Here is a 25,855-nt window from a genome sequence, read left to right on the forward strand (position 1 = left end):
GGGAGTGAGTGATCGATGGGGCACACGGGATCCGGTGGACCGGCCGGGACGGCGCTGCTGTGGGGAGAGCGGGTGAGTGCCGCCCAACTCGACGCCGCCGAGCGGGGCTACGCGCTCTGCGGACCCGCCGAGCGCCTCCTGTGGGAACGCCTCTCCGTCTTCGAGGGTGCCTTCGGCCGGGAAGCCGTCGAGGAGGTGTGCGCCTCGGAGCTGCTGCCCCCGGCGCGGATCCCGGTGGTCCTCGACCGGCTCGCCCCGCTCGCCCTGCTGCCCGTCGACGACCTCTTCGACGGCGAACCCGACGCCCCCCGCTACTGGATGCCGCACCCCGTGCGGGCGGTGGGCGCCCGGCACCTCACCGAGCGCGGCGACCGCGCTTCCGTCGTCCCGCGCCACCGGCGCTGGTGCGTGAAGCTCGCCCGGCGGGCCGCGGACTGGTGGCAGAGCGGCCGGCAGGTCGACGCCCGCGACCTCGCCCTGCGCGAACTCCCCGACCTGGCCGCCGCCATGGACCCGACGAACGCCTGGCCCACCCCGGGCGACGAGGCCGCGTCCGCCGTCGAGATCGCCGTCTCCCTCTGGTTCCTGTGGGTGGCCTGCGGACGGGTCGACGAGGGCCGGACCCGGCTCCGGCACGCCCTCTCCCTGCACACCGCACCCCCGTCGGCCCGGGCCCTGTGGCTCGCCGCCTTCCTGGAGCTGGAGTCCGGCCGCCCCGAGGACGCCGACCCGCTCCTCGTCCGGGCCTGGGCGGCGGCGGTACGGGACGGCGACGAGGGCGCCCTCGGGATGCTGGCCCATCTGCGGGGCGCGACCGCGCTGTTCCGGGGGCGTACGGACGCGGCGGCGGCCGAGTTCCGGGACGCGCTGGACCTGGTGGGGGAGCGGCCCGAGTTCGGGCCGAGCCGCCACGGCTGCTGGGTGGGCCTGGCGCTCTCGCTGTGCCGGACCGACCCGGAGGCGGCGCAGGAGGTCCTCGACCGGGCGGACCGGGAGCACGAGACCCGGCGCGCCTGGGCGGGCCGGGACCTCTACGCGGAGTCCTGGGCCTCGCACGTCCGGGCCGAACTCGCCGCCTGGGACGGGGACCCGGAGCGGGCCGCGGGCCACGCCCTGCGCGCCCTGCGCGAGCATCTGCGCCTCGGCTCCTCGGTGGGCGCCGCCGCCGCGGCGGAACTCCTGGCCCAGATGCGGTCGATGAGCGGCAGGAACGACACGGCGGCCCATCTCCTGGGCGCGGTGGACGTGTTGCGGACCTCGGCCTTCGACCCGTCGTACCGGCCGGCGGAGTACTGCGCGGCGACCCGCTCCCGCAGCGAACGGGCGCTCGGTTCGCTGCTCGACGACCCGGAACTGCGGGACGCCTACGAGGAGGGCGCCCGGCTGGGGCTGTTCGCCCTTGCGGAGCGCCCGTAGCCGCTCGGGAGCGGGAGCGGGCGGGTGGTCCACAGCCACTCGGGAGCGGAGCCGGCGACTTGTCCACAGCCGCTCGGAAGCGGCCGGAGGGCGAGTTGTCCACAGATCGGTCCGCGCTCCGTCCGGGGCCGGTTCCGCTGTCTACGATGCCGACATGATCGCCTTCGTCGTGGCCGCCGTGTTCCTGCTGCTCTTCGGGGTCGGTGTGCTGCGGGACCGGCGCCGCTTCGGCAACGCCGTGTACCTCGGCCTCGCCGTCACCTTCCTCGGGCTCGGGCTCCTCGCCGGGATCGAGGACGCCCCGCCGGGCGTCGCCGAGACCGTGATGGTCTGCGGGCTGCTCGTGCTCGGCCTCGGCCCGGTCGTCCTCGCCGGGCTGCTCTGCGCGAACGGTGTGAAGATGGTCCGCAAGGAGGGCAGACGCCCGGCCAACCTGCTGTCCCTCCTCGCCGGGCTCGGCATGATCGGGGTGATGGGCCTGGCGGTGGCCGCCGTCGTGACCCGCTCCTGGGTCCTGGGCCTGATCGTCGTCACCACCTTCCTCGTCCTCGGATACGTCTCCTTCCTCTTCCTCTGCTTCGTCGGGTACGCCTTCCTGTACGGGCGCATGCGCCTGCGCAGGGACGCCGACTACGTGGTGGTCCTCGGCTCCGGCCTGATCGGCGGCCGCCGGGTGCCCCCGCTGCTCGCGAGCCGGCTGGACCGGGGACGGCAGGTGTACGAGGCGCTGGCCGCGCGCGACCGGGGCCGCGGCGGCCCGCCGGTCCTCATCACCTCCGGCGGGCAGGGCCCCGACGAGGAGGTCCCCGAGTCGCACGCCATGGCCGACTACCTCGTCGAGCGCGGCTTCCCCGCCGACGCCGTGGTGCGCGAGGACCGCTCGCGCACCACCGACGAGAACATGCTGTTCAGCAAGGAGCTGATGGAGCGGGACCGGCCGGGCTCCTCGTGCGTGATCGTCACCAACAACTTCCACGCCTTCCGGGCCGCCCTCACCGCCCGAAGAGCCGGCGTCGACGGCCAGGTGGTCGGCTCACCGACCGCCGCCTACTTCTGGCCGTCGGCGATCATGCGCGAGTTCGTCGCCGTCTTCCTCCAGTACAAGGTGGTGAACCTGGGGATCTGTCTGACGCTGATCCTGCTGGGGGTGCTGGCCGGGCTGGCCGGGCTGGCGGTCCGCTGACCGGCCGGGGCCGCCGGGAGGCGGCTCACGGGGTGACGATCGGGAAGTCGGGGTCGGCCTTCGTCACGTACGAGAGGAGACGCGCGAGCAGCGCCGGGTCGCCGTCCACCCCGATCCCCAGCTCCTGGAGTCCCTTGCCGGACAGCAGGCCGAGCAGCTGCGCCTTGGTCAGGGTGAGGGTGAGCCCGGCGGGCGTCCGGGGCTCGCCCGTGGCGGCCCGGTGGGTGAGGGCGCCGTTCTTCAGGGTGAGGCGGTGGCGGGCGTTCTCGTCGTCGAGGACGAGATCGATGGTCAGCTCGTCGTCCCAGGCGCGCGGTCCGTCGACGCGGATCGCGACCGAGTCGAGCACCATGGGGACCGTGAGGGCCATGAGCATCTCGGGGTTCGCGAGCTCGACGATCTCGGAGCGGGGGCCGTCGCGGAGCTCCTTGGCGCCGGTGAGGTAGAAGTTGCGCCAGGTGGCGTTCTCGGCGCCGTGCCCGAGCCGCTCGTAGACCCCGGCCAGCGTCTCCTTCGCCTCGGTGTCCTCCGGGTCGGCGAAGACGAGGTGGTTCAGCAGGGTCGCCGCGAACCGGAGGTCGCCCGCCGCCACGTACGCGCGGGCCTTGGCGAGGGCGGCGGCCGGGCCGCCCGCCACCTCCACGTACCGCTCGGCGAGTTCGGCCGGCGGCCGTTCCCAGAGGTGGGCGGGGTTGCCGTCGTACCAGCCCAGGTAACGCTGGTAGACCGCCTTGGAGTTGTGGGAGAGCGAGCCGTAGTAGCCCCGTGCGTGCCAGGACTTCTCCAGGGCGGGCGGCAGCTGGATCCGCTCGGCGATCTCGACGCCGGTCAGACCGTCGTTGAGCATCCGCAGCGTCTGGTCGTGCGTGTACGCGTACAGGTCGCGCTGTTCGGACAGGAACCGCACCACGTTGTCGTGGCCCCAGGTCGGCCAGTGGTGGGAGGCGAAGGCGACGTCGTACCGCCCGTGGAAGTACTCGATGGCCTCGTCGAGGTACCGGGCCCAGATCCGGGAGTCGCGGACGACGGCGCCGCGCAGGGTCAGCACGTTGTGCATGTTGTGCGTGGCGTTCTCGGCCAGGCACAGGGCGCGGTGGTCGGGGAAGAGGAAGTTCATCTCGGACGGCGCCTCGGTGCCCGGGGTGAGCTGGAAGACGATCCGCACCCCGTCGACGGTCTCCTCCTGGCCGGTGCGGACGATGTCCACGGTCGGCGGGATCAGGGTGATCGTGCCCGTGGAGGTGGCCTGGCCGAGACCGATGCCGATCTGGCCCTCCGGCGACTTGGGCAGCATCACGCCGTACATGTACCCGGCGCGGCGGCCCATCGCCCCGCCCGCGTACACGTTCTCGCTGACCGCGTGCTCCAGGAACCCGGCGGGCGCCAGGATCGGGACGCCCTCCTCGGTGCCGTGCGGCAGGATCCCGCGGGCGCCGCCGAAGTGGTCGCCGTGCGAGTGGGTGTAGATCAGGCCGGTGACCGGGCGCTCGCCGCGGTGCTCCCGGTAGAGCGCGAGGGCGGCGGCGGCCGTCTCGGCGGAGATCAGCGGGTCGATCACGACGACCCCGCGCTCTCCCTCGACGATCGTCATGTTGGAGATGTCGAGCCCGCGCACCTGGTAGATGCCCTCGGTGACCTCGTACAGGCCCTGCCGGGCGCACAGCCGGCCCTGGCGCCAGAGGCTCGGGTGCGCGGTGTCGGGGCACTCGGCCTTCAGGAAGCCGTAGGCGTCGTTGTCCCAGATCGTCCGCCCGTCGGCGGCGGTGATCACGCCCGGGACGAGGGCGCCGAGGAAACCCCGGTCGGCGTTCTCGAAGTCGGTGGTGTCCTCGAAGGAGGGCAGGGTGTCGCTCATGTGCCGGGTGCTCCGTTCCGCGGGGGCGGTGTGCGGCGTACCGGTCCATCTGAACACCGGGACCGTACGGCCGCACTCCGGCGGAGGACGGCCCCGGGGCGCCCGCCGGGGCCCGTGCGAGCGGCGCGCACGGGCCTTCCTGCCTACTCTTGAGAGGGGGCAGGAAGGTGACCCATGAGGCGACGCCACCACTTCCACATCGACTACCTCGGGCACTCGGTCTCCGCGACCGTCCAGACCGGTCACACCCCCTCCGTCGAGGTCCTCGTCGACGGCAAGGAGACCGGCCACGCCACGACCACGGACGACCGGCCGGTGTCGGTCCCGATCGAGCTGCCGACCGACCCGCCGACGACGGTGACGGTACGGGCCACCCCGGGGCCCGGCGTACCGCGCTGCCTGCTGCTCGCGAGCGGTGACGCGGAACCACAGGTGATGGCACCGAGGCTGTACTGAGGCCGGAGACCGTCGAGTGGGCCGGGTTCAGGAGAGCCAGGCCATCCCGATGACCAGGAAGACGACGAAGGCGATGGCCCCGGCCACGGCGGCCGTCTTGCGGGGGCGGCGCCGGGAGAGCTCGGCGAGCCCGCCGCCGCTGCCGGAGCCCGGGCGCTCGCGGCGCCGGGACGCGGGCACCTGCGGGGCGGCCGAGGTGGGCGCGGGCCGGGTGTGCACGGCCGGCGGCGGCGGACCGGGGTGGTGCTGAGGGGCCTGCGACACCTGCGGGGCCACCGGGGCGTGCGCGCCGTGAGTGCTGTGCGGCGCGTGTGTGGCGTGAGGTGTGTGGGGCAGGTGAGGGGCGTGCGGTGCGGCGGCCGGGCGGGGCTGCGCCGGGGCGGGCTGCGCGTACGCACGCCAGGCGCCGGAGGAGAACCAGTCCGCGATGGCCTGCGCCGGGGGCCGCTGCTCAGGCTGCTTGGCGAGCAGGCTCAGCAGATACGTCTCGAAGTCGGGCGGCAGCACCACCCCGAGTCTGCTCGGCGGCACGGGGGGCGTGTCGATGTGCTGGTACAGCAGGGCGGTCGCCGTGTCCGCGCGGAACGGCGTCCGGCCGGTGAGGAGTTGGTAGAGCACACAGCCCAGCGAGTACACGTCGGACGCGGACGATGCGGGCTGCCCGAGCGCCCGCTCGGGCGCCAGATACAGCCCGGTGCCCACGATCTGACCCGTCGTCGTGAGCGCGCCCGAGGGGTCGTCGACGAACCGCGCGATGCCGAAGTCGGCGAGCTTGACCGTCCCGTCGGCGTCGACCAGCAGGTTCCCCGGCTTGATGTCCCGGTGCACGACGCCCTGCCGGTGCGCGGCGGCGAGCCCGGCGGCGGCGTGCGCGGCGACCACGGCGACCCGCTCGGCGGGCAGGACCAGCGGCTCGGCGGGCGTGCCGGCGAGGCTGTCGCCCTCCACCAGCTCCATGACGAGGAAGAGCTTTCCGTCCCAGGTGCCGAAGTCGAAGACGCCGACCACGTGCGGATGGCTCAGCCGGGCCGCGGTCTGCGCCTCCAGGCGGAACCGGTCACCGGCGGAGGGGTCGGCCGCGTGCGCCAGCATCAGCTTCACGGCCACGGACCGGCCCAGCACCTCGTCGGTGGCCTGCCACACCTCGCCCATGCCGCCCCGGCCGATACACACATGAAGCCGATATCGGTCCGCGACCAGCACCGGGAGACCACCCTTTCGACGATCGATCAACGTGACGGAAGAGAACCAGCGTAGAGCCGCCCGCCGGCGTCTCTCGCCGCGCTCCCCCCGAGCGCGCCACCGCCGCGCTCCTCCCGCCTCCGGAAACGGAGGACCGGAGGATCAGAGGACCGGCGGACGGCCCAGCCTGGTCATGCGCCACACCGTGCGCCAGCGCATCGGCCTGCGGGGTCCGCACGGTGTCCGCACGCCCTCGAAGAAGCCGCCCCACCACGCCTTCTGGGCCGTCAGGGACCGCGTCCGCAGCAGGGTGAGCAGCATCCACACGCCGAGGTGTACGGGGACGAGGAGGGCGGGCAGCCGACGGCGGGTCAGCCAGACCCGGTTGCGGGCGGTGAACCGGTAGTGGCCGGCGTGCCGGGCCGGGGAGGTCTTCGGGTGCTGGAGGACGAGTTCGGGCGCGTAGAGGATCTTCCAGTCGGCGTCGAGCGCCCGCCAGGCCAGGTCGGATTCCTCGTGCCCGAAGAAGAACTCGCCCGCCCACAGCCCGGTCTGGCGGAGCATCGGCACAGAGAGGGCGTGCCCGCCGCCGAGGAAGGCGGTCACGAGGCCGCGCCGCATCGGGTCGTCCGCGCGGAGCCGGGGGATCCAGCGCCGCTCGGTGTGCCCGTGCTCGTCGGCGACCCGGAATCCGACGATCCCCAGCGCCGGGTCCTCCGCGAACAGGTCCCGGACCCGCCGGAAGACGTCGTCCGCGATGAGCAGCCCGTCGTCGTCCAGCTCGACCACGACGTCCACCTCGCCGGAGTCCCGCAGCAGTTCGAGGCCGACGTTACGGCCGCCGGGGCAGCCCAGGTTCTCGTCGAGCGGGATCTTGGTGGCGGTCGTCTCGACGTCGGTGAGCGGCGTCGCGTTGCCCACGAGCACGACCCGCGCGGCGGGCACGTCCTGTGAGGCCACCGAAGCGAGCAGCGCCTCCAACTCCCGCGGGCGCGTGCCCATGGTCACGATGACGACTCCGATACGGGGCAGCGGCATGGCGGTGAACTCCAGTGATCGACAATCCGCCGATGCTAGGGCCTGTCGTCGCCCTGCGCGCCCCGGGCGTCGTGCCCCGCCGGCCGCCGGGCGAGCAGTTCGGCCAGGCCGCGCCGGGTGGCCGCGATGACCACGCGGTCCTCGGGCCGCAGGACGTAACCGGGGTGGAGTTCCCACAGGAGCTGGGGCCGGTCGCCGTCCTGATGGGCGGAGGCGAGGTCGGGGCGGCGGGCGGCGGGGACGGCCGTGTCGAGGGCGAGGACCCGCCAGGCCCCCGGCCGGAACGCCTCCGCGACCGTGCGGCCCTCGAACTGCGGGTGTCCGGCGACGAGCAGCGCGGCGAAGAGCAGGACCTTCCGCTCGACCGGGATCGCGCCCAGGATCTGGCGGCCCATCATGGCCCCGGCGAAGGCGGGCGCGGCGAGGTGGCTGACGCTGCGGCTGCGGGTGAGCGCGTCCGGGTACGCGGTGCGCAGCGTGCGGTACACGGCGGTGGCGAAGTCGTCGTCGAACAGCCGCAGCGCGACCCGCAGATCGGCCTTGGACGTACGGGCGGAGAGCGCCGCCTCCAGGTTCGTGGTGTCCGAGCTGGTGAGGGCGAGCAGGGCGTGCGCCCGGTCGATCTTGGCCGCCTCCAGGACCCCGTCCTCGGTGACGTCCCCGAGGACGACCGGCACGTGCAGGGCCCGGGCGAGCGGGATGCCCCGGGCGTCGGGGTCCTCCTCGACGCAGACGACGGGGATGTCGAGCTCGCGCAGCCGGGCGAGGACCCGGGTGCCGACCTTCCCGAGCCCGAGCAGCACGACATGGCCGGAGAGCCGCCGGGGCGGGCGGCGGAGCGCGCCCGCGTCGCGGAAGGTGCCGAGCGCCTCCAGCGCTCCGGCGACGAGCAGGGGCAGCAGGGCCAGCCCGACGAGACCGGACAGGAGCTGCAGGACCTGGTGGGTGACCGGCGCGCCGAGCGCGGGGTCGTTGATGGAGAACAGGTCGAGCAGCGTGAGGTAGGCGGCGTGCACCGGGTCGGCGTCGGTGAGCAGCGTGGTGACGCAGGTCAGGGCCAGGGCGGAGGCGAGGAACCCGGCGACGGCCCAGCGCAGCCGGGCGGAGAACAGCTCGCGCAGCGGGGCGCCGCGGCGGGCCAGGCGCCGTACGGGCAGGGCGGGACCGGCGTACCGGACGGTCTCCAGGACGACGCTGCCGCGCCCGGCGGTGCCCGCCACGGTCCGGTCGTCGGGCAGCAGGTCGGGTCCCTGTCCGCCGTCCGCCTCCGAGCCCTCGGCGCCCGCAGGGTCGGTCGTGGTGGACGAGAGGAGGGCCAGGGTGCAGAGGCCGCCGTCCGGCACCTCGCCGCGTACGGGCGGCGGGCGTTCGGCGGCGCGCAGCAGGACGCCGTCGGCCTGGACGACCTTGCTCGTCCCGGCGACGGCGGTGGCGGCGAGGGCGGGCGCGGCGGTGTCCGCGTCGGACAGGACGGTGGTGGAGGCGTCGAGGACGGCCCGGTTCATGCCGGGCGTGTGCACCAGCGCGGCCTGGTCGAGCAGTTCCTCGAGACGCTGGCCGAGCTTGCGGTTGTACATCCGCACCACGAGCCGGACGCCGGGGTTGAGGCGGCGGGCGGCGAGCGCGGCGCGGAGGTTGGTCTCGTCGTCCTCGTAGAGCAGCGCGAGGGCGGTCGCACGGTCGGCCCCGGCCCGCAGCAGCACCGCCCGGGTCGGGGCGGGCGCCGCCATGACCCGTACGGGCAGGACGAGTCCGCCGGTCGTCGCGTCGGCGGGAGAAGCGGGAGAAGCGGGAGAAGCGGGAGAGGCGGGGGAGGCGGGGGAGGCGGGGGAGCTGGAAGCGGCGGAAGCGGCGGAAGCGGCGGAAGCCCCGGAAGCTGCGGTCGGCGCGGTGTCGGGAACGTCCGGCGGTTCGGGCTCCCGCTGGGCGGCCCACTCCTCCGGCACGACGAGGACGACCCGCTGGCGGTAGACGTCCCGCAGTTCGGCGGCCAGCCGGTGGGCGAGTCCGTCGTCGCCGCAGATCAGCATGGGCCCGTCGGCTCGGGTGGCCCCGGTTCCCTGGTGCGGCACTGTCCCCGTCATGTCTCCCCCGCCCCTGGCCCCACCCCGGCCCCCGGCAGCAGGGGCCCGGCCCATCGTGGCACCGCCGCGTGCGCCGGGTCACTGCCGGACGTCGGCAGCCTTCACCCGCCCCCGGCGCCGCACGAGGCCGTCCGCCCCCCCCGGCGCCGTACGAGGCCGTCCGCCCCGCCCCCGGCGCCGTACGAGGCCGTCCGCCCCTCCCCCGGCGCCGTACGAGGCCGCCGCCCCCCGTCAGAGCTCCCGGGCCGGCCAGTTGAGGAGGCGCGCGCCGATGACGGCCGTCTGGAGGGTGTAGCGCTGGGTCGGGTCGCCCGGGTCCGTGCCGGTCAGCCGGTGCACGCGGTCCAGGCGGTACGTCACGGCGCGCACGCTCAGCGAGAGGCGGCGGGCCGCGTCGGTGGTGACGCAGCCGGAGTCGAAGTACGCGGTGAGGGTGTCGAGGAGCGGCCGGGCGCCGCCGCGCGCCTGCTGGAGCGGGCCGAGCACGGTGCTGACGAGGTCCTCCATGGCCTGCCGGTCGCGGGTGAGGACCGGGTAGACCAGGAGGTCCGCCGCGTACAGGACGGGGTCGTCGAGGGCCATGCGGTCGGCGAGGTCGAGCGCGTTGAGGGCTTCCTCGTACGAGTGGACGACGCCGCCCGCGCCGGAGTGCGGCCGGCCGACCGCGACCCGGCCGCCGTTCGTCGCGGCGTACGCCTGCTTGGCGAAGTGGCTGAGCACCTCGGGCTCGTCGGCGGGCGCGACGCAGATCAGCCGCCCGTCCTTGGTGGTGAGCAGGATGCGGCGGGCGCCGAACCGGGCCAGCAGGGAGGACTCGACGCCGCGGGAGACCGGGTAGCCGTCGGCGTACGGTTCGGGCCCCTGGGCGACGGCCACCGCGTGGGCGTGCGAGAGCAGCAGCCCGAACCGCTCGGCGCGTTCGGCGAGCCGGCCGAGGTCGCTGCGGCCGTACAGCAGGTCGTCGATGAACTCCCGCCGGGCGGCCTCCTCCTGGCGTACGGCCAGGGTCTGGGCGCGCTCGTGGCCCTCGGCGAAGGCGTCGACGGTCTGCTCGATGGCGGCGAGGAGCCGGTCGGGATCGGTCAGCGGCGCACCGGACTGGGCCGCCCGCGCGGCGGCGAGGTGCTCCCGGACGAAGAACCGCAGCCCGACACCGGCCTCGGCGGCCCCCTCGCCGCGCGAGCGCAGCCCCTCCAGCTCCTCGCGGGTGAGCCGCCGTCCGGTCGCGCAGACCTCGGCCAGCAGTTCGGCGTACCCCTCCAGGTACTCCGGTCCCCCCGTGCGTTCCGTCATGTTCCCTCCCGGATCCCCTGTGCCCCGGACGTCTCACCGGCACACGGTGACCAAGGGTGCCAGCCGGGAGCGCCTCCGGCATAAAGAAGGCGTTAAAGGTTGCCGGACACCGGCAATGCGAACACGGACATACCCGGTGCAGGATGGAGCCATCCGGGGCACGGGGACAGCGGTCCTGTGCCGGGGGCCGGAAGTGTCCGCGTGTCAGGGGGGAGTCACGGCCGCTCGGCCGCACCCCCCTGACCTCTTCGGTCACACCTCACGCGTCTCACCTCACGCGTCGCACCTTCACGCGTCACACCTCACCCGAGGACTTCTCATGGATGCCATCACCACGGGCGTCGGCGTGCTCGGCGCCGTCGTCCTGCTCGTCGCACTCGTCTTCGTCTTCGTGCTCAGCCGGCTGTTCCGCAAGGTCGAGCAGGGCAAGGCGCTGATCGTCTCCAAGATGCGGAAGGTCGACGTCACCTTCACCGGGCAGGTCGTGCTGCCGGTGCTGCACAAGGCCGAGGTGATGGACATCTCGGTGAAGACGATCGAGATCTCCCGCACGGGCCGGGACGGCCTGATCTGCCGGGACAACATCCGCGCCGACATCCGGATCTCGTTCTTCGTACGGGTCAACAAGACCGTTGAGGACGTCATCAAGGTCGCGCAGGCCATCGGCACCACGCGGGCCAGCGACAAGGACACGCTCCAGGAGCTGTTCCACGCCAAGTTCTCCGAGGCCGTCAAGACCGTCGGCAAGCAGCTCGACTTCACCGACCTCTACACCAAGCGCGAGGAACTGCGCTACCGGATCATCGAGCTCATCGGCATCGACCTCAACGGCTACCACCTCGAGGACGCGGCCATCGACCACGTCGAGCAGACGCCGCTGAATCAGCTCGACCCCGGCAACATCCTCGACGCCCAGGGCATCCGCAAGATCACCGAGCTGACGGCCCTGGAGAACGTCCGGACGAACGAGTACCGGCAGAACGAGCAGAAGGAGATCACCCGGCAGAACGTCGACGCCCGCGAGGCCATCCTGGAGCTGGAGCGGCGTCAGGCGGACGCCGAGATCAAGCAGAAGCGCGAGATCGACACCTCGCGGGCCCGCGAGGAGGCCGAGACCGCCCGGGTGGTGGAGGAGGAGCGGCTGCGGGCGCAGAGCGCCTTCCTCCGTACGGAGGAGCAGCTCGGCGTCCAGCGGGAGAACCAGGCCCGTGAGGTCGCGGTCGCGCAGAAGAACCGCGAGCGGGTCATCGCCGTCGAGAACGAGCGCATCGAGAAGGACCGCCTGCTCGAAGTCATCGCCCGCGACCGGGAGACCGAACTGACCCGCATCTCCGCGGAGAAGGAGGTCGAGGCCGAGCGCCGCGACATCGCCGAGGTGATCCGCGAGCGGGTCGCCGTGGACCGTACGGTCGCGGAGCAGGAGGAGTCGATCAAGCGGCTGCGGATGGTCGAGGAGGCCGAGCGCACCCGGCAGGCCGTCGTGATCGCCGCCGAGGCGGAGGCCCAGGAGAAGCTGGTCAAGGACATCAAGGCGGCCGAGGCCGCCGAGCAGGCCGCCGTCCACCGGGCCGCCGAGGAACTGACCCTGGCCGAGGCCCGCAACAAGGCCGCCGACATGGACGCCCGCGCCAAGATCCGGCTCGCCGAGGGGGTCCAGGCGGAGGCCGCCGCCGCCGGACTGGCCGCCGTGCAGGTCCGGGAGAAGGAGGCCGACGCGATCGAGAAGGCCGGCCGCGCGGAGGCCGAGGCCACCGAGGCCCGGCTGCGCGCCGAGGCCGCCGGCGCTCGGGAGAAGGCGCTCGCGGAGGCCGTCGGCACCCGTGAGATCGCCCTCGCCGAGGCGACCGCGATCGGCGAGAAGCTGAAGGCGGAGGCCGCCGGTCTGACCGAGAAGGCGGCGGCGATGGCGGCGCTCGACGACGCCTCCCGCACGCACGAGGAGTACCGGCTCCGCCTCGCGGCCGAGAAGGACATCCGGCTGGCCGGCCTCGACGTGCAGCGGCAGGTCGCGGAGGCCCAGGCGACGGTCCTGGCCACCGGCCTGGAGCACGCCGACATCAACATCGTCGGGGGCGAGTCCGTCTTCCTCGACCGGCTCGTGCAGTCGGTCTCGATGGGCCGGTCCGTCGACGGCTTCATGGACCACAGCCGTACGGCGCAGGCGCTCGCCGGCCCGTGGCTGAACGGCGAGGGCTCCTTCACGGAGGACCTCACGAAGGTGCTCGGCTCGCTGTCCACCGCCGATGTGCAGAACCTCAGCGTCTCGGCGCTCCTGACGAAGGTCATGAACTCGGGGGTGCTCGACGGGGCGACGGGGGCGGGCCTGGTGAGCGCCCTCGGCAACGGGAACGCGAACGGGCACGGCGGCAAGGGCACCACCGGCGTCAACGGTGCCACTGGAGCCAACGGCGTCAACGGCGTCAACGGCGCCGAGAAGGGCGACACCGCCGCCCTCACCGGCTGACCGCATCGGGGGAGCGGTCACGACGGGTCCGGTGCCGCACGGGGGAGTCCGCGGCACCGGACCCGCACACATCACGCCACGAGGGGAGCAGCACCGGATGAGCACCGGAAGGGAGTCGAGCCGGATGAGCACCGGGACGGAACGGGACGGGGCGGGCGTGGGTACGGGCGCCGGGACGGGCCGGGGCCGGACGGACGCCGGAGCGGGCGCCGGTACGGAGCAGGGCCGGACGGCCGCCGTGCAGGACGCCCCGATGGACCAGGACACCTACGGCGTGCTCCGCGACCGGCTCGCCGCGCAGGCGGCCGAGCTGGCCCGCCGTACCGAGGCCCTGAACCGGGCCCGTACCGCCGAGTTCGGCTCCGGCGAGATCGCCCTCACCGGCACCGGCCGCCTGCGCACCGAGCGCCCCGCGGTCCCGCGCGACCTCGTCGCCGTCGGGGACGGCGTCCTGCTCCTCGGCAGCCGCACCGCCGCCGGAGACACCGGGGACGCCGAGCGCCCGGTCTCCGACGTCTTCACGCTGCACGACCGCGCGCTCGACCCGCTCCCCGCCGACGCCGTGCCCGGCCTGCTCGACGACCCCGCCTTCCTCGCCGAGTTCGCCGCACTGCACCGCTACTTCCGGGGCGCCCGTCTGCTGCGGCTGCGCCGGGTGGCGGACCGCCTCCTCGCGGTCTTCCGCACCGGCGCGAAGGCCGACGACCTCCGCGTCCTGCGCTGGTCGGTCGACCCGTCCGGCGCGACGCGGTTCCTCGACGCCCGGGGCGACCGCGACAACACCGCACCGGACTCGCACGACGTCGAGTGGACGGCGGCGACCCGCGACGACCACGTGCCGGGCCGGCACCCGCACATCGCGCTCGCCGGCGGCATCTTCGTCTCGACGGTCGGCGGGACGCTGACGGTCAAGACCGAGAACGACACCGAGACCGGCGAGGGCATCCACTCCGAGCCCGTCGACGAACTCCTCCAGTCCCTGGCGGACGCCGACGTCGCGCACGCCACGGTGGGCGCCCTGGTCCTGGTGCGCGTCCGCCCGTACAAGGAGGAGACCACCCGCCATCTGGTCTTCAACACCCTGACCGGAACGGTCGTCAGGCTCGACGGCATCGGGCAGGCCTGCCTGCGGCTGCCCGAGGACGAGGGCATCGTGTTCCCCGGCGGCTACTGCCTGGCCTCCGGCGCCGTGAAGACCTTCGACACCGACACCTCCGGACTCGCCTTCGACCGGGCGGTCCGCTCGCCCGACGGGGAGGACATCCTCTTCGTCTTCCACGCCGCGGCGGAGGGCCGGGGGCTGCTCCTCCCGTACAACCTGATCCGCAAGGAGATCGCCACCCCGGTCGTCTGCGGCGGACACACCCTCCTCGACGACGGGACGATGGTCGTCCTGCGCGCCGAACCGGGGGAGGCCGGCCGGGCCCACCCCGTACAGATCTGGCGGACGCCGTACGCGGCCGACACCCACGCGGGCACCGCCGGGGACGGCCCGCTGACCCGCATCGGCAACGCCGACCTCGTCCGGGGCATCGCCGACTGCCTCTCGATCGCCCGGCAGGCCACCGAACTCACCCCCGCCACCGAGGTGTACGCGGCGCTCGTCGCCGCCTGCGTCCGCGCCGCCGACGTCCACCACTGGCTGGGCGACCCCGAAGTGGGGTACCTGCGCGGCCCGTTGACCGAGCTGCGGACCACCGCCGCCCAGGTCCTGGACGAGTTCAGGACGGTGACGACGCTCACCCGCGAGGCGACCGAGGCGCTCGACGAGGCCGCCGCCCGGATCGCCGGTCTCGTCCGGCGCGTCCGCGGCGAGTCCCCCGCCACCGCCGAGGAGTGGATCGACCGCATCACCGAACTCCGCCGGGCACAGGGGCGGTTGGTGACGCTGAAGGAGATGCGTCACGCGGACACGGAACGCGTCGACGCGCTCGCCGCCGACGTCGGGGCCGACATCGTCGCGGCCGGCCGGCGGGCCGTCGCGTTCCTCCGCCGCGAGGACGCCTTCACCGCCCACCACGCGGAGGCCGCCCGGCTCGCCGCCGAGGCCGGCGAACTCGCCACCGTCGCCGAGACGGGCCCCGTCGGGGAACGGCTCGACGCGCACGCCGAAGGACTCCGCACGCTCAGCGAGACCGTCGCCGGACTGGACATCGGCGACGCGACCGTCCGCACCTCGATCCTGGAGCGGATCGCGGACGTCCTCGGCTCCCTGAACCGGGCCCGGGCCGTGCTCACCGCCCGCCGCGCCGAACTCCTCGACGGCGAGGGCCGGGCCGAGTTCGCCGCCGAGTCCGCGCTGTTCGGGCAGGCCGTCACCGGCGCGCTGGCCGCGTCGGACACCCCCGAGCGCTGCGAGGAACAGCTCGGACGCCTGCTGCTCCAGCTGGAGAACCTGGAGTCCCGCTTCGCCGAGCACGACGGGTTCCTGGCCGACCTCACCCGCAGGCGCACCGAGGTCCACGAGGCCTTCACGGCCCGCGGGCAGTCCCTCCAGGACGCCCGCGCCCGCCGGGCGGAGCGGCTCGCGGAGTCCGCCGGCCGCCTCCTGGACGCGGTCGCCCGGCGCGCCGCCTCCCTCGGCTCGCTCGACGAGGTCCACACCTACTTCGCTTCCGACCCCATGGTCGGCAAGGTCCGCCGCACCGCCGGGGAACTGCGCACCCTCGGCGACCAGGTGCGGGCGGAGGAACTGGAGGGCCGGCTCGGTTCGGCCCGCCAGGAGGCCGGCCGGGCCCTGCGGGACCGCACCGACCTGTACGCGGACGGCGGCGACACGATCCGCCTCGGCCGGCACCGCTTCGCCGTCAACCGGCAGGCCCCGGAGCTGACGCTCGTCCCGTACGGGGACACCCTGGCGTTCGCCCTGACCGGGACCGACTACCGGGCCCCGGTCACCGACCCGGGGTTCGCGGAGACCCGCCCGTTCTGGGACCGGACGCTGCCCTCGGAGTCCCCGGAGGTCTACCGCTCCGAGTACCTCGCGGCGCGCCTGCTCGCCGAGCACGGCACGGACGGCCTGGCCGACGCCGACCTGCCCGCGCTCGCCCGGCGCGCGGCGGAGGCCGCCTACGACGAGGGGTACGAGCGCGGGGTCCACGACCACGACGCGGCGGCGATCCTGGAGGTGCTGCTCGGCCTCCACGAGAGCGCCGGACCGCTCCGGCACCCGGCGGGCGCGCGGGCGGCCGCCCAGATGTTCTGGGCGCACGCCACCACCGCCGGGGCCCGCGAACAGTGGACGCGGCGGGCCGTCGCGCTCACCGGGGCCCGTGACCTGTTCGGCGACGCCTCGGCCCTCGACGGGCTGCGGGGCGAGCTGGCGGAGGAGATCGGCGACCCGGCGGCGGCCGCGTACCTGGTGGACGAACTCGCCTGCGCCCCGGCCGGTTTCGCGCTCTCGGACGCGGCGGGGACCCTGCTCGACAAGTTCCGCCGCGCCGTCGGCGGCTCCGCGTACGAGGACGCCCTCGCCGGTCTCACCGACCCGGGAGCCCGGCGCCAGCTCGTCGAGGTCTGGCTCTCCGCGTACGCCTCGGCCGCCGGGGAGGACCCCGACCCGGCCGTGATCGCCGAGGCCGTCGCCGTCGAACTCGGCCCGGGGCTCGAACGCTACGAGGTCACCGCCCCGACCGCGGCCACCGTCCCCGGGCTGCTCGGCGCCCACCCCCGGGTGCGCGGCCGCGCCCTGGACCTGCGCCTCGACGAGTACCTCGCGAGGACACGGGAGTTCGCGGACCACGAGGTGCCCGCCTTCCGCGCCTACCAGCGCCGCCGCGCGGAACTCGTCGCCGCCGAGCGCGCCCGGCTCAGGGTGGACGAGCACCGGCCCCGGGTCATGTCCTCCTTCGTCCGCAACCGGCTCGTCGACGAGGTCTACCTGCCCCTGATCGGCGACAGCCTCGCCAAGCAGCTCGGCGCGGCCGGCGCCGCCAAGCGCACCGACTCGCACGGCCTGCTGCTGCTCCTCTCCCCGCCGGGCTACGGCAAGACCACGCTGGTCGAGTACGTCGCCGACCGCCTCGGCCTGCTCCTGGTCAAGATCGACGGCCCGGCCCTCGGTCAGCGCACGACCTCCCTCGACCCGGCCGAGGCGCCCGACGCCACGGCCCGCCGCGAACTGGAGAAGATCGACTTCGCGCTGACGGCGGGCAACAACGTCCTGCTGTACGTCGACGACATCCAGCACACCTCGGCGGAGTTCCTGCAGAAGTTCATCCCGCTCTGCGACGCCACCCGCACGCTGAACGGCCACGACCTGCGGGGCAAGCGCTTCGCCGTCTGCATGGCCGGCAACCCGTACACCGAGTCGGGCCGGAGCTTCCAGGTCCCCGACATGCTCGCCAACCGCGCCGACGTCTGGAACCTCGGCGACGTCCTGACCGGGAAGGAGGAGGCCTTCGCCCTCAGCTTCGTCGAGAACGCCCTCACCTCCCACCCGGTCCTCGCCCCGCTGGCCGGCCGCGACCGCGCCGACCTGGAACTGCTGACCCGGCTGGCGGCCGGTGACCCGACCGCCCGCCGCGACCGTCTGGCCCACCCCTGCCCGCCCGCCGAACTGGACCGGATCCTCGCGGTCCTCCGCCACGTCCTGACGGCCCGCGAGACCGTCCTGGCGGTCAACCGCGCCTACATCGCCTCGGCCGCCCAGTCCGACGACACCCGCACGGAACCGCCCTTCCGCCTCCAGGGCTCGTACCGCAACATGAACCGCATCACGGCCCGCCTCACCCCCTCGATGAACGACACGGAACTCGCCGCGGTCATCGACGACCACTACAGGGCCGAAGCCCAGACCCTGACGACACAAGCCGAGAGCAACCTGCTGAAGCTGGCCACCCTGAGGGGCCCCCTGACCCCCGCGGAGACCGCCCGGTGGACCGAGATCACCGCGACCCACCGCGCCGCCGAGGACACCCCGCTGACGAGAGCGGTAGCGGCCCTGACGGACCTGGCGAACCGCGTCACGGCGGTGGAGACGGCGATCACGCGAGCGACGACGGGGAACCCGGAGGGGACACCGCCGGCCGCCCACTGACCCCATAGCAAGTGTCTCAATTGCATAATTCGGCAATTCGATACATCCTTGGGGGGTCGTGCCCGCAGGTAGCCGCGGGCACGACGTCGGACGACGCACACCCCGGTGGCGCCGGGTGTGAGGAGAGTGGGCGATCGTGCCGGTTCCGCTGTATCAGGCCAAGGCCGAGTTCTTCCGGATGCTGGGGCACCCCGTACGCATCCGGGTCCTTGAACTGCTGCAGAACGGCCCCATGGCCGTACGGGACCTCCTCGCCGCGATCGAGGTGGAACCGCCCTCGCTGTCACAGCAGCTCGCGGTGCTGCGCCGGTCGGGGATCGTGACCTCGACGCGCGAGGGGGCCACGGTCGTCTACACGCTGGCCGGGGGAGACGTCGCCGACCTGATGCAGGCCGCGCGGCGCATCCTCACCGAGATGCTGGCCGGGCAGCACGAGCTCCTCACCGAACTGCGGGAAGCCGAGGTCGCGGGCCGGTGAGCACCCTCACCACTCCGGCACTGCGCCACCTGCGTGCTCTCCTGCCCACCCGCGCGGACTTCGCCGCCATGGGCCGCGATCCGCGCCGTGATCTGCTCGCCGGGCTCACGGTGGCCATCGTGGCCCTGCCCCTCGCGCTCGGCTTCGGCGTCTCCTCCGGCCTCGGCGCGGAGGCCGGGCTCGCCACCGCCGTGGTCGCCGGGGCGCTCGCCGCCCTCTTCGGCGGCTCCAACCTCCAGGTGTCGGGCCCCACCGGGGCCATGACCGTCGTCCTCGTGCCGATCGTGGCGCGGTACGGGCCGAGCGGTGTCCTCACGGTCGGGCTGCTCGCGGGACTGATCGTCGTCGGTCTGGCCCTGGCCCGCGCCGGCCGGTACATGGCCTACATCCCCGCCTCCGTCGTGGAGGGCTTCACCCTCGGCATCGCCCTGGTGATCGGTCTCCAGCAGGTGCCGAACGCGCTCGGTGTCGCCAAGCCCGAGGGCGACCGCGTCCTCACGGTCACCTGGCGCGCCGTCGAGGCGTTCGTCGACGCACCGAACTGGACGGCCGTGGGGCTCGCCCTCGGCGTCGCCGCGCTCATGCTGCTCGGGGCCCGGTGGCGGCCCGCCGTTCCCTTCTCCCTCGTGGCCGTGGTCGTCGCCACGGTCGTGGCGCAGGTGTTCCACCTCGACGCGGCGGCGCCCATCGGCGATCTGCCCGCCGGGCTGCCCGCCCCGTCACTCGGCTTCGTCGACCTGTCCGGGATCGGGTCCCTGATGGCCCCGGCCGTCGCGGTCGCCGCGCTCGCCGCGCTGGAGTCCCTGCTCTCCGCGCAGGTCGCCGACGGCATGACCGTGGGGCAGAAGCACGATCCGGACCGGGAGCTGTTCGGGCAGGGGCTCGCGAACCTGGCCGCCCCGCTGTTCGGCGGTGTCCCGGCGACCGGTGCCATCGCCCGTACCGCGGTGAACGTCCGTTCCGGCGCCGGCTCCCGGCTCGCGGCCCTCACCCACGCGGCCGTCCTCGCCGTGATCGTCTTCGCCGCCGCCCCGCTGGTCTCGAAGATCCCGCTGGCCGCGCTCGCCGGCGTCCTGCTCGCCACCGCCGTCCGCATGGTCGAGGTCGGCTCGCTGCGGGCCATGGCGAAGGCCACCCGCTCAGACGCCGTCGTCCTCGGGCTCACCGCCGCGGCCACACTCGCCCTCGACCTCGTCTACGCGGTGATCATCGGCATCGTCGTCGCCGGGGCGCTCGCCCTGCGCGCCGTGGCCCAGCAGGCCCGGCTCGCCGAGGTCGACTTCCGCCCCGACCTGCCGGGCGAGCACAGCGACGAGGAACACGCCCTGCTCGCCGAGCACATCGTCGCCTACCGCATCGACGGCCCCCTCTTCTTCGCCGCCGCCCACCGCTTCCTCCTCGAACTCACCGAGGTCGCCGACGTCCGCGTCATCATCCTGCGCATGTCCCGCGTCACCACCGTCGACGCCACCGGCGCGCTCGTCCTCAAGGACGCCGTCGAGAAGCTGAACCGGCGCGGCATCGTGGTCATGACCTCCGGGATCCGGCCGGGGCAGCGCCGGGCCCTCGACTCCGTCGGCGCCCTGGACCTGCTGCGGCTCGACGGACGCGAGTACGCCACGACGCCCGAGGCGATCGCCGGAGCCCGCGCCCATCTGCGGGAGACGGGGATCCTCGCCGCCGCACCCGGACGGCACACGCCCCCTGTGAGCCCGGCACCTCCAAGCCCCCTGTAAGAACGAAGGCAGCCCGTTGACCATCGAATGGCGCTACACGACCCACCCCCATCTGGCCGTGCTCTCCCTCGCGGGGTTCCTCGGCGCCGACGCGGTCACCCGCTTCGACGGAGCCGTCGGCTGGGTCCTCGCCCGCGGCACCGGGCCGGTCATCCTCGACCTGACCAGCCTGCGGGGCTGGTCGGTCGGCGGCCAGCTCGCCGTCGCCGAGGCCGCCCGCCGGCTCGCCGCCGACGGCCGCCCGCTCGAACTCGCCGCGATCCCGGCCGACGGTTCCCTCGTCCCGGCCGGTGACCACCGGCCCATCCCCGTCCACTGCGACCTGCCCACCGCGCTCGCCGCCCACGCGGGCCCCGACGCCCCGGCCGAGGAGCGGCGGGAGTGGCAGAGCGACGACTGGCCGCTGGCCGTGCGGCGCTCCGAGCCCGTCGCCCGGCAGACCTGACCCACCGCGGGCGGGGCGTGCGGGCCACGACCCGGACGCGCCCCGCCCGCCGCTACTTCGGCGCGTGCTGCCCGACGTAGAACAGCAGCCAGACGAAGCCGGCGAAGAGATGCGTCGCGAACACGTAGACGAAGACCCGCAGCATCACGCCGCGTTCCTTCCACCGCTCCATGTCGCCGCCGTCGCGCGCTTCACGTCCCTTCACGCCCTCACCCCTCGGCCGCCTCGTCCGCCGCGTCGATCCCGTGCTTGCGCGCCAGCCGCAGGGCGTCGTCCAGCTCGTCGGCGGCGAGTGAGGCTTCGTACGGGTCCTCGGCTCCGTGCGCCGCCGCGAGGCGCTCCCGCGCCGCGCGTACGCGTTCCCGCACCGCCTCGACGAACGTGCTCACGTCCACTCCCCGTTCCGTCGTCGCCCTCATGTTTAGTAATTGCCAATCTTAGCAATTACCGAGGCCGTCAGGTCGGTGCGAAGGGGCGAGGATGGTCCCCATGGCGAAGAATTCTGGGCGGACGCGATACACGGTCGGGATGCGACGGCGGTCCTGTGGGGCCGCTGCGGAGATCTCCCGTGCGGGCCGGGGGAGCGCCAGGTGAGCGCGCCGCTCTACCAGTTGAAGGCCGAGTTCTTCAAAACGCTCGGGCACCCCGTACGCATCCGGGTCCTGGAGCTGCTGAGCGTGCGCGAGCACGCGGTGGCGGAGCTGCTGACCGAGATCGGCGTCGAGCCCGCGCACCTCTCGCAGCAGCTCGCCGTGCTGCGCCGGTCCAATCTGGTCGTCGCGCGCCGTGAGGGTTCCGGCGTGTACTACTCCCTGCCCGACGCGCGGGTGGCCGCGCTGCTCGTGGTGGCACGGGAGATCCTCTCCGGCGTCCTGGCCGGACAGGCCGAACTCCTGGCCGACCTGCAGCGGGCCTCCGCACCGGACGCGAACCCGCCCGCCTGACGGGGGCGCGCCCCGGCCGCGTCAGGGTCCGGACCAGTCGAAGGTGATGTGCTTGCTGGACCGGCCGTCCCGGCTCCACTCGAATCCGAACGCGTCGGCCCGGTCCGCCGTCGACCTGCCCCAGGTCGCGGTCTGGCCGGGTCCGGTCTCCGATCCCGGCAGGTTCGTCGACTGGACGCGCGCGCCCTCCGGCGTCGTGGGTCCGGTCAGGGCCTCGGCGCTCGCCTCGACCCGGCCGGGGACCGAGGCCCGCCAGCCGGAGAGGTCGGCCGCGACCTCCACCTCGACGGGGGCGACGTCCATGCCCCGCAGCTCGGCGCCGAACATCGCCATCATCTCGGCGGGCCAGCTGCCCGCCTGCCCACCGAAGATCATCTGGAGCGCCTCGCGCTGCGCGTCGTCGGCCCGCTCGTCGAGGAAGACCGCCCCGTACGCGTCCGAGTGCTCGGCCCACACGTTGCCGACGAAGGACGCGAGGATCAGCACGTTGAGGCCGTCGAGCGGCACGTCACCGTAGCGCCCCTCGCGGATGTGCCAGGCCAGGACGCCGTCGCAGGCGCCGAAGGTCGGCGGCTGCGCGAAGCTGCAGGGGCACGGCACGTTGCACCTGCACGTATCGAACCAGTCCCCGGCGGCGTGCCACTTCGGAACCGTCGCTGCCGTCGTCTCGGACATGTCGCCGCCTCCTCGTGACCCCGTGCCGGACGGCGGTCTGCTGAGGTCGGCGAACCCCCGGGAAGCATCACCGGCACCCGCCCGGTCTCACGGGTCTGTCCCCTCCCATTCTCCCCTCCACCCCGCGGCATGTCATCCGGCTGCGGGCGCGTCCGGAGCGCCGGTGTGCTGTGCTGGAAGGGTGCGCCTCGACCGGAGGGCCTATCCGCCACCCCTGAGGCCGGCGAACCTGCTGTCGGCGCGGGAGATCGCGCTCGCCTGGCTGCTCATGGTGGTGCTGGCGGTGCTCGGCTGGATCCTGGTCGTCGGCCAGGCCCGGGACATGGGCATCGAGCCGGGGACCATGGGCATGGGTGTGCCCCTGTTCCTGCTGTTCTGGCTGGTCATGATGATCGCCATGATGTTCCCGTCGGTGGCACCGGTGGCCGTCACCTGGGCGCGGGCCATCGGCCGCCGGTCGAGCGGGATGGCCCGGGCGGCCCGTACGACCCAGTTCGTGGGCGGCTACCTGCTGGCCTGGACGGCCTTCGGTCTCCTCACGTACGGGATCCTCGCCGCGACCGGGGCCCTGGTGCGGGACCATCCCACCGCCGGCCGTTGGATCGGCGCCGGCGTCTTCCTGCTCGCCGGACTGCAGCAGCTCGGCCCGCTCAAGGACATGTGCCTGCGCCACTGCCAGAGCCCGGTGGGCCAGCTCGTCCGGTACGCCGGCTTCCGCCCCCGCGCCCGCGACTTCCGGGTCGGACTCCACCACGGCCTGTACTGCGTGGGCTGCTGCTGGGGACTGATGATCGTCCTCGTCCCGCTCGGCGTCATGAACGTCCTGGCGATGGCGGCGCTGGCCGCGGTGATCTTCGTCGAGAAACTGTGGCGCCTGGGCCCCGTCTTCTCCAGGGCCGTAGGCGTGGCCTTCCTGGCCCTGGCGGTCCTGGCCCCGTTCCAGACCTGGCTCCTGCCCGGCCTGGAGGCCCCGCAGTCACCCATGACGGAAATGCTCCACCTCTGACCCGGCCCTGCGGAGGCGGATCCGACTGCCACCGAGGCGACGAGGCTTCTGCGCCGTCATGTGACACAACGACAGAAACAGGTGAGGCCGGTACTGAATCCAGTACCGGCCTCACCTGCTGTTACGGCTGTCGGGGTGGCGGGATTTGAACCCACGACCTCTTCGTCCCGAACGAAGCGCGCTGCCAAGCTGCGCTACACCCCGATGTCGCTGCTCTGTTCTTCACGTCGCGGCGACATCGCTTACTTTAGCCCACGCGCGCGCTGAGGCGAAATCCGGTATTCGGGGGGTCGCGGGGCGGGGCGGATGCGGTCCAGGGCGACGATCGCGAGGCCCAGCACGTAGAAGGCCGCGCCGAGGACGACCGCGTTGGTGAGGACGCCGGCGTAGCCGTGGGCGGTGACGTCGAGGAACGGGTACGTGTAGCGGGTGGGCGCGTCCGGGGAGATCAGTTCGCCGCGTACCAGCGCGAAGGCGAAGTAGAGGCCCGGGGCCGCCAGCCACTGGGCGGCGTGCCGCCAGTGGAGCGCGCCGGGGGTCGTGAGGAGCAGGAAGTCGATCGCCGTGCCGATCGGGGTCACCGTGTGCAGCAGCTGGTTCGCGACCGCCTTCGCCCCGGTGAGGCGGGCGATCTCCGCCGCCTGGTCGAACCCGCTCGACGGGTTGTCGAGGACCAGGTGGAAGACCAGGCCGACGACCGTGACGCAGAGCAGCGCCCCGCCGGTCCACAGCGCCGGGAGCGGCGGGCGGCGGGTCCAGGCGCGGACCGCGCCGCCGCCGAGGACGGCCGCGACCAGGATGTTGGACCAGATCGTGAAGAAGCTCAGGACGACGAGGACGTCCCCGTACACGCACTCGATGACCAGGCCCGTGAGCGCGGCCAGGGCGATCAGGGCCCGGAACGCCGCCGCGTAGGGGCGGCGGCGCGCGGGGGGTATGACGGCGGAGGCCGGCACGGCCGCGGTGTGGGGCGTGAACATGCCCCCACCGTAGGTGCTCAGGCGCGCGCCGTCAGGGTGAGCAGCGTGACCTCGGGCGGGCAGGCGAAGCGCACCGGGGTGTAGCGGTTGGTGCCGCAGCCCGCCGAGACGTGGAGGTAGGAGGTGCGGTCGCCCACCGTGTGCGTGGAGAGGCCCTTCACCCGGTCCGTGTCCAGGTCGCAGTTGGTGACGAGCGCCCCGTAGAAGGGGATGCACAGCTGCCCGCCGTGGGTGTGTCCGGCGAGGATCAGCTCGTACCCGTCGGTCGTGAACGCGTCGAGCGACCGCAGGTACGGGGCGTGGACCACGCCCACCGTGAAGTCCGCCCCGGCGTCGGGGCCGCCGGCCACCCGGTCGTACCGGTCCCGCTTGATGTGCGGGTCGTCGAGGCCGGTGAACGCCAGGTCCGCCTGCGGCAGCTTGAGCCGGCCGCGGGTGTTGGTGAGGTTCACCCAGCCCGCCGCGTCGAAGGCGTCCCGCATGCCCTCCCACGGGTTGTGGACGGCGCCGACGACGGGCTTGTTGCCGTTGAGGCCGTGCCGGCCCTGCACCTTCTCCTTGAGATAGCGGGCGGGGTTGCGCGGCGTGGGCCCGTAGTAGTCGTTGGAGCCGAAGACGTACACGCCCGGGAACTCCATCAGCGGCCCGAGCGCGTCGAGCACCTCCGGCACCGCCTCCGTGTCGGAGAGATTGTCCCCGGTGTTGACGACGAGGTCGGGGCGCAGCCCCGCGAGGGACTGGAGCCAGGCCCGCTTCTTGCGCTGACCGCTCACCATGTGGATGTCGGAGACCTGGAGGATCCGCAGGTCGCTCATGCCCGGCGGGAGCACCGGGACGGTCACGCGGCGGAGCCGGAACGAGCGGGCCTCGAAGCCCGCCGCGTAGACGATTCCGGCGGCGGCCGTCGCCGTGAGGCCTGCCGTGATCTTCAGGGGGATGCCGTACCGTGCGCGCATCCCCCCATCGTCGCAGACCCGGTGGGCGTAAATGCGCGGGCGGGTGGGGCGGGGCACCTGCCACACTTGACCCCATGACCACGCTCAAGGAGAAGCTCAAGGCCGACCTCAACGTCGCGATCAGAGAGCGCGACGAACTGCGCTCCTCGACTCTGCGGCTGACCATCACCGCGATCACCAAGGAGGAGGTCGCGGGCAAGACGAAGCGCGAACTCTCCGACGACGAGGTGCAGAAGGTGATCGCCAAGGAGGCGAAGAAGCGCCGCGAGGCCGCGGAGGCCTTCGCGCAGGGCGGTCGCCACGAGTCGGCCGAGCGGGAGAAGGCGGAGGGCGTCCTCCTCGACGCGTACCTGCCGAAGCAGCTCGGTGACGAGGAGCTCGACGGGATCGTCGCGGCGGCCGTCGCCGAGGCGAAGGCGGCGGGCGCCGAGGGGCCGCGTGCCATGGGCGCCGTCATGAAGATCGTGAACCCGCAGGTGGCCGGCCGGGCCGACGGCGGGCGGGTCGCCGCCTCCGTGAAGAAGCTGCTCGCGGGCTGAGCCCCACGAGCCGCGTGAACGAGGAAGGGCGCCCCACTCCGAGTGGGGCGCCCTTCCTCGTACGTCCACGTGTCCGTGTCCGTGCCT

21 protein-coding genes and 1 tRNA gene are annotated in these 25,855 nt (G+C 73.7%); 11 read left to right on the forward strand and 11 right to left on the reverse strand.

Annotated elements, in window-relative coordinates:
• The first annotated feature begins 72 nt into the window (after positions 1–72).
• Positions 73–1,416: a hypothetical protein gene (locus ASD33_RS32800; protein ID WP_079045139.1), complete on the forward strand. Its 1,344-nt coding sequence runs from the start codon at positions 73–75 to the stop codon at positions 1,414–1,416.
• A 154-nt stretch (positions 1,417–1,570) separates the two neighbouring features.
• The gene (locus ASD33_RS32805) at positions 1,571–2,599 is read left to right on the forward strand and encodes a YdcF family protein (RefSeq protein ID WP_056569220.1); all 1,029 of its coding nucleotides are present in this window, start codon (positions 1,571–1,573) and stop codon (positions 2,597–2,599) included.
• Between the two features lie 25 nt (positions 2,600–2,624).
• Here ASD33_RS32805 and ASD33_RS32810 read toward each other — a convergent pair whose 3' ends face one another.
• Positions 2,625–4,454, reverse strand: a complete 1,830-nt coding sequence (locus ASD33_RS32810; protein ID WP_056569223.1) for an alkyl sulfatase dimerization domain-containing protein — start codon at positions 4,452–4,454, stop codon at positions 2,625–2,627.
• Positions 4,455–4,628: 174 nt separating this feature from the next.
• On the opposite strand from ASD33_RS32810, the gene ASD33_RS32815 reads away from it, so the two are divergent.
• Entirely contained in the window at positions 4,629–4,910 is a 282-nt protein-coding gene (locus ASD33_RS32815; RefSeq protein WP_056569226.1) for a hypothetical protein, read from the forward strand.
• Between the two features lie 27 nt (positions 4,911–4,937).
• Here ASD33_RS32815 and ASD33_RS32820 read toward each other — a convergent pair whose 3' ends face one another.
• The 4 genes from ASD33_RS32820 to ASD33_RS32835 all read right to left on the reverse strand — a co-directional run bounded on the left by ASD33_RS32820 (position 4,938) and on the right by ASD33_RS32835 (position 10,507).
• Positions 4,938–6,113 (reverse strand): serine/threonine-protein kinase, encoded by a 1,176-nt coding sequence (locus ASD33_RS32820; protein ID WP_079045140.1) that lies wholly within the window; start codon positions 6,111–6,113, stop codon positions 4,938–4,940.
• A gap of 141 nt (positions 6,114–6,254) precedes the next feature.
• Entirely contained in the window at positions 6,255–7,130 is an 876-nt protein-coding gene (locus ASD33_RS32825; protein WP_056569233.1) for a glycosyltransferase, read from the reverse strand.
• Between the two features lie 35 nt (positions 7,131–7,165).
• Positions 7,166–9,214 carry a potassium channel protein gene (locus ASD33_RS32830; RefSeq protein WP_063992024.1) on the reverse strand — a complete coding sequence of 683 codons (2,049 nt, stop codon included), beginning with the start codon at positions 9,212–9,214 and terminating at the stop codon, positions 7,166–7,168.
• A 231-nt stretch (positions 9,215–9,445) separates the two neighbouring features.
• A complete protein-coding gene (locus tag ASD33_RS32835) occupies positions 9,446–10,507 on the reverse strand; it encodes a helix-turn-helix domain-containing protein (protein WP_056569238.1) in 1,062 nt (353 codons plus the stop codon).
• A gap of 319 nt (positions 10,508–10,826) precedes the next feature.
• On the opposite strand from ASD33_RS32835, the gene ASD33_RS32840 reads away from it, so the two are divergent.
• The 5 genes from ASD33_RS32840 (at position 10,827) to ASD33_RS32860 (ending at position 20,668) form a co-directional block, all read left to right on the forward strand.
• Positions 10,827–12,971, forward strand: coding sequence for a flotillin family protein (locus tag ASD33_RS32840; protein ID WP_242427254.1), 2,145 nt, complete (start codon positions 10,827–10,829; stop codon positions 12,969–12,971).
• Positions 12,972–13,224: 253 nt separating this feature from the next.
• Positions 13,225–18,009: a DNA repair ATPase gene (locus ASD33_RS32845; protein ID WP_056569668.1), complete on the forward strand. Its 4,785-nt coding sequence runs from the start codon at positions 13,225–13,227 to the stop codon at positions 18,007–18,009.
• 136 nt (positions 18,010–18,145) lie between these two features.
• A complete protein-coding gene (locus ASD33_RS32850) occupies positions 18,146–18,487 on the forward strand; it encodes a metalloregulator ArsR/SmtB family transcription factor (protein ID WP_056569241.1) in 342 nt (113 codons plus the stop codon).
• Between the two features lie 68 nt (positions 18,488–18,555).
• On the forward strand, positions 18,556–20,223 hold the full coding sequence (locus ASD33_RS32855) for a SulP family inorganic anion transporter (protein WP_079045157.1): 1,668 nt from the start codon (positions 18,556–18,558) through the stop codon (positions 20,221–20,223).
• A gap of 16 nt (positions 20,224–20,239) precedes the next feature.
• A complete protein-coding gene (locus ASD33_RS32860) occupies positions 20,240–20,668 on the forward strand; it encodes a hypothetical protein (RefSeq protein WP_056569246.1) in 429 nt (142 codons plus the stop codon).
• 52 nt (positions 20,669–20,720) lie between these two features.
• Here the strand turns inward: ASD33_RS32860 and ASD33_RS35655 are convergent, their stop codons facing one another.
• Both ASD33_RS35655 and ASD33_RS32865 read right to left on the reverse strand, forming a co-directional pair.
• Positions 20,721–20,840, reverse strand: a complete 120-nt coding sequence (locus ASD33_RS35655) for a DUF6126 family protein (protein WP_242427271.1) — start codon at positions 20,838–20,840, stop codon at positions 20,721–20,723.
• A 37-nt stretch (positions 20,841–20,877) separates the two neighbouring features.
• Positions 20,878–21,057, reverse strand: a complete 180-nt coding sequence (locus ASD33_RS32865; RefSeq protein WP_199863638.1) for a hypothetical protein — start codon at positions 21,055–21,057, stop codon at positions 20,878–20,880.
• Positions 21,058–21,258: 201 nt separating this feature from the next.
• Between ASD33_RS32865 and ASD33_RS32870 the strand changes: the two genes are divergently transcribed.
• Entirely contained in the window at positions 21,259–21,612 is a 354-nt protein-coding gene (locus ASD33_RS32870) for a metalloregulator ArsR/SmtB family transcription factor (protein ID WP_056569252.1), read from the forward strand.
• 21 nt (positions 21,613–21,633) lie between these two features.
• Here ASD33_RS32870 and ASD33_RS32875 read toward each other — a convergent pair whose 3' ends face one another.
• Positions 21,634–22,287, reverse strand: a complete 654-nt coding sequence (locus tag ASD33_RS32875) for a DUF1326 domain-containing protein (protein WP_056569255.1) — start codon at positions 22,285–22,287, stop codon at positions 21,634–21,636.
• 181 nt (positions 22,288–22,468) lie between these two features.
• Here ASD33_RS32875 and ASD33_RS32880 point away from each other — a divergent pair, with 181 nt between their 5' ends.
• Positions 22,469–23,293, forward strand: a complete 825-nt coding sequence (locus ASD33_RS32880) for a DUF2182 domain-containing protein (RefSeq protein WP_056569258.1) — start codon at positions 22,469–22,471, stop codon at positions 23,291–23,293.
• 130 nt (positions 23,294–23,423) lie between these two features.
• Here ASD33_RS32880 and ASD33_RS32885 read toward each other — a convergent pair.
• The 3 genes from ASD33_RS32885 to ASD33_RS32895 form a co-directional block, all read right to left on the reverse strand.
• Positions 23,424–23,497: transfer RNA gene (locus tag ASD33_RS32885), tRNA-Pro, on the reverse strand.
• Positions 23,498–23,535: 38 nt separating this feature from the next.
• Entirely contained in the window at positions 23,536–24,273 is a 738-nt protein-coding gene (locus ASD33_RS32890) for a Pr6Pr family membrane protein (RefSeq protein WP_056569261.1), read from the reverse strand.
• 17 nt (positions 24,274–24,290) lie between these two features.
• Complete coding sequence (locus ASD33_RS32895) at positions 24,291–25,229, reverse strand: metallophosphoesterase (RefSeq protein WP_056569265.1); 939 nt, start codon at positions 25,227–25,229, stop codon at positions 24,291–24,293.
• A 74-nt stretch (positions 25,230–25,303) separates the two neighbouring features.
• Between ASD33_RS32895 and ASD33_RS32900 the strand changes: the two genes are divergently transcribed.
• Entirely contained in the window at positions 25,304–25,768 is a 465-nt protein-coding gene (locus tag ASD33_RS32900) for a GatB/YqeY domain-containing protein (RefSeq protein WP_056569269.1), read from the forward strand.
• Positions 25,769–25,855: the final 87 nt, after the last annotated feature.

Origin of the sequence: Streptomyces sp. Root1304 (genome assembly GCF_001426405.1) — a bacterium.
Classification (GTDB): domain Bacteria; phylum Actinomycetota; class Actinomycetes; order Streptomycetales; family Streptomycetaceae; genus Streptomyces.

Coding starts and splice junctions, on each gene's coding strand:
- ASD33_RS32840 (WP_242427254.1), top strand. CDS start 10,827: ATGGATGCCATCACCACGGGCGTCGGCGTGCTCGGCGCCGTCGTCCTG.
- ASD33_RS32875 (WP_056569255.1), bottom strand. CDS start 22,287: ATGTCCGAGACGACGGCAGCGACGGTTCCGAAGTGGCACGCCGCCGGG.
- ASD33_RS35655 (WP_242427271.1), bottom strand. CDS start 20,840: ATGGAGCGGTGGAAGGAACGCGGCGTGATGCTGCGGGTCTTCGTCTAC.
- ASD33_RS32805 (WP_056569220.1), top strand. CDS start 1,571: ATGATCGCCTTCGTCGTGGCCGCCGTGTTCCTGCTGCTCTTCGGGGTC.
- ASD33_RS32845 (WP_056569668.1), top strand. CDS start 13,225: ATGGACCAGGACACCTACGGCGTGCTCCGCGACCGGCTCGCCGCGCAG.
- ASD33_RS32810 (WP_056569223.1), bottom strand. CDS start 4,454: ATGAGCGACACCCTGCCCTCCTTCGAGGACACCACCGACTTCGAGAAC.
- ASD33_RS32830 (WP_063992024.1), bottom strand. CDS start 9,214: ATGACGGGGACAGTGCCGCACCAGGGAACCGGGGCCACCCGAGCCGAC.
- ASD33_RS32825 (WP_056569233.1), bottom strand. CDS start 7,130: ATGCCGCTGCCCCGTATCGGAGTCGTCATCGTGACCATGGGCACGCGC.
- ASD33_RS32895 (WP_056569265.1), bottom strand. CDS start 25,229: ATGCGCGCACGGTACGGCATCCCCCTGAAGATCACGGCAGGCCTCACG.
- ASD33_RS32815 (WP_056569226.1), top strand. CDS start 4,629: ATGAGGCGACGCCACCACTTCCACATCGACTACCTCGGGCACTCGGTC.
- ASD33_RS32835 (WP_056569238.1), bottom strand. CDS start 10,507: ATGACGGAACGCACGGGGGGACCGGAGTACCTGGAGGGGTACGCCGAA.
- ASD33_RS32855 (WP_079045157.1), top strand. CDS start 18,556: ATGGGCCGCGATCCGCGCCGTGATCTGCTCGCCGGGCTCACGGTGGCC.
- ASD33_RS32890 (WP_056569261.1), bottom strand. CDS start 24,273: ATGTTCACGCCCCACACCGCGGCCGTGCCGGCCTCCGCCGTCATACCC.
- ASD33_RS32900 (WP_056569269.1), top strand. CDS start 25,304: ATGACCACGCTCAAGGAGAAGCTCAAGGCCGACCTCAACGTCGCGATC.